The organism is Mesorhizobium sp. M7A.F.Ca.CA.001.08.2.1 (assembly GCF_003998455.1).
In the GTDB taxonomy this organism is placed as follows: Bacteria; Pseudomonadota; Alphaproteobacteria; order Rhizobiales; family Rhizobiaceae; genus Mesorhizobium; species Mesorhizobium ciceri.
Window position 1 is genome coordinate 1 of sequence record NZ_RZPW01000892.1, and the last position, 2314, is coordinate 2314.

The 2314-nt window shown below is 60.2% G+C and carries 4 protein-coding genes; 1 reads left to right on the plus strand and 3 read right to left on the minus strand.

Going from position 1 to position 2314, the window contains the following annotated elements; translation table 11 throughout:
• The first annotated feature begins 18 nt into the window (after positions 1 to 18).
• Positions 19 to 570, plus strand: coding sequence for an isochorismatase family protein (locus EN914_RS32530; RefSeq protein WP_024501726.1), 552 nt, complete (start codon positions 19 to 21; stop codon positions 568 to 570).
• A 304-nt stretch (positions 571 to 874) separates the two neighbouring features.
• Here the strand turns inward: EN914_RS32530 and EN914_RS32535 are convergent, their stop codons facing one another.
• The 3 genes from EN914_RS32535 to EN914_RS32545 form a co-directional block, all read right to left on the minus strand.
• The gene (locus EN914_RS32535; protein ID WP_013530624.1) at positions 875 to 1087 is read right to left on the minus strand and encodes a hypothetical protein; all 213 of its coding nucleotides are present in this window, start codon (positions 1085 to 1087) and stop codon (positions 875 to 877) included.
• Between the two features lie 77 nt (positions 1088 to 1164).
• Positions 1165 to 1464: a DUF1236 domain-containing protein gene (locus tag EN914_RS32540; protein ID WP_013530625.1), complete on the minus strand. Its 300-nt coding sequence runs from the start codon at positions 1462 to 1464 to the stop codon at positions 1165 to 1167.
• A 442-nt stretch (positions 1465 to 1906) separates the two neighbouring features.
• Positions 1907 to 2149 carry a hypothetical protein gene (locus EN914_RS32545; protein ID WP_245265288.1) on the minus strand — a complete coding sequence of 81 codons (243 nt, stop codon included), beginning with the start codon at positions 2147 to 2149 and terminating at the stop codon, positions 1907 to 1909.
• Positions 2150 to 2314 lie beyond the last annotated feature (165 nt).

The following is a 2314-nucleotide window of genomic DNA, read 5'->3' on the forward strand; positions in this document are numbered from 1 at the left end:
CCGTGCTATGTAAAGCCCATGCCAGCATCCAGCCTCCCAGACAACGCGCCGCTCATCGTCATCGATCTCCAGACCGGTATGTTCGACGGCGTGCACGAACCGCCGATCCATGATGCGCCAGGCATAGTCGAGCGCACCAAAGCGGTGATCGACTGGGCGCGGCGCAGCGGGCGCAAGGTCGCATTTGTCAGGCATGATGGACCCGAAGGCGATCCGTTGGCACCGGATCAGCCGGGCTGGCCGGTTTGGCCCGCACTTGGCCAAGCTGCGGACGAGCCGACCTTTGCCAAATCCGTGCGCGATGCTTTCAGCAATCCCGCTTTCGGCGACTGGGTTGCCGGGCAGGGTGCGGGTGCTGTCGTGCTCCTGGGCGCGCAGACCGATTTTTGCGTGGCCGCGACGATCAAGGGCGCGATCGCCAGAGGGCTCGGCGTGACCGTGGTGTCCGATGCGCACAGCACGCTGGACAATGCCAGCGAGAGTGCCGAGCAGGTCATCATCAGGCACAATGGCGAATTCGCCGAGGCCGGCGTCAATCTGGTGACCACAAAGGCGCTTGTCGGCGGCTGAAGCCCGAACGTCGCCGCAGGCCGCATTATCAGGCAGGCCGGCTTGAGGACTTCGCGAGGGAAGACAGCGCCGGGCGCCTGCCGTGGTCGACGCGGACGGGGGGGCGCATTGTTGGGATGGCTCGGGCGCCCGCGTCAACCAGGGCGGCTCGTACCGCCGCATTAGCAACATTGCACATTGCGTGCCGCTCGAAACTTCCGCGAAAGCGGAATAGGCCGGAGCAAAAGGGCGGATTCGGCTGAGATTTTCGGCGCGCTTTCCCGGTCCGGGAGTCAAAAAGTCTGCTGGTTACTGGGAATGTCGTTCAAGGCGTTTGCCGGTGCTGCACCGGATCGGCGAGGAACGACACCGCAATCAGGTCGTCGCCATCGATCCGGCCGTGACGATCTTCCATGATGGCCGCGACCTTTTGAAAGGTTTTCATTTCGGCATCCGTCACCCGCGCATCGCGCATCCGGGCCTGGAGATCGGCCAGGCGAACGCCCAAAGCAGGGGATGTCACAGCTTTGCTTATCATCTTCACTCGTCCTGATTGGAAACTGACATGGGCAACCCGCCGCCATGGCTGGCGGCGGGTTTGGGACAATTCCAAGTTCAGTCGTAGACCTTGACGATCTTGCGGGTGCCCGGATCCACCAGGACGGTGCGGTTGTCGACCACCACGTAGCGGTATTTGACGTCAGGGATCTCATGAAGCTCGACCGTGTCCGGCAACGCGCTACCAACATTCAGTTCCACGCCGGGAATCTTGACCGAAGCGAGGGGCTGCTTCTTCACATACTCGCGGATGACCGTGTCCTGTTCAGGCTGGATGACAACGTCCTGAGCGGCAACGGCGCCCACTCCGGCCAATAGCAACAGCGCCGCTGCGGCGCCCGTTAGGTGCATTTTCATACTGTTTCTCCTTGCGAGTCAGCATGACAAGATCGTCCAACGCTGACGGCAACTGAACTTGAGCCAACTGAAAATGTTCCTCAGATTGGGCTTCGGTCGGATGCTGTCTGCGACTTAAGTCTGGCCCGAGAGCGCATTGGTCTTACCGACGGGAACGGCTCTCTGTTCACGGCTGTTTGTCTCCCGGAATTCGGAGAAACAGATGGACAAAAGTGTTGGCCAAGCGCGCTGGTTGCTCGCACCGATTTTCGCGACAGCCGTTACCTTTCTGGTGATGGGAATAGTCCTTGGCTGACATGTCGTCGATCGGCGCAGCAACGTCCCTTCCTGCGCTGAGAGGGTTCGCAAGCCGCTTCGGCGCCTGGCGAACCCTCTATCTTCACCATACGCCGGCCTGCTCGTCGCTATCGTCCAGCAGTTGCTCGTTCAGTTTGCCGCTCTGCTATCGGGCCGTGTGTATCGATCGAGCCGGCGGCGAAGATAAGACACGTTGATCCGTCGGCTGCTCGCTGAAGTAAAGCGAACTGCCGAGAATGAGGAACACGATGCCCACCGCCGTCAATCCAACCATGAGCACGGCAATCGCCGTTCCTGGGCCATAGCCTGTCTTGATGATGGTGGATCGGTGGGCCATCGCGGCGTTCTCCAGATACCCGGCGGTGCCGAGTTCTGCGACAAACGACAAGCGAGGCCCGATGTTCCCTCGTTGGAAGCCTCAATCGGTCACTTTGGGCTTTTGCTTTTTCCTGTAGGACCAAGGTCTTATCTGCCGAGCGCAAAGGTCCAAGGGGCCTTGTTCAGTTCCGATAATGTCCCTTGGATGTTCCATTACTTTAGGTAAACCTGATAT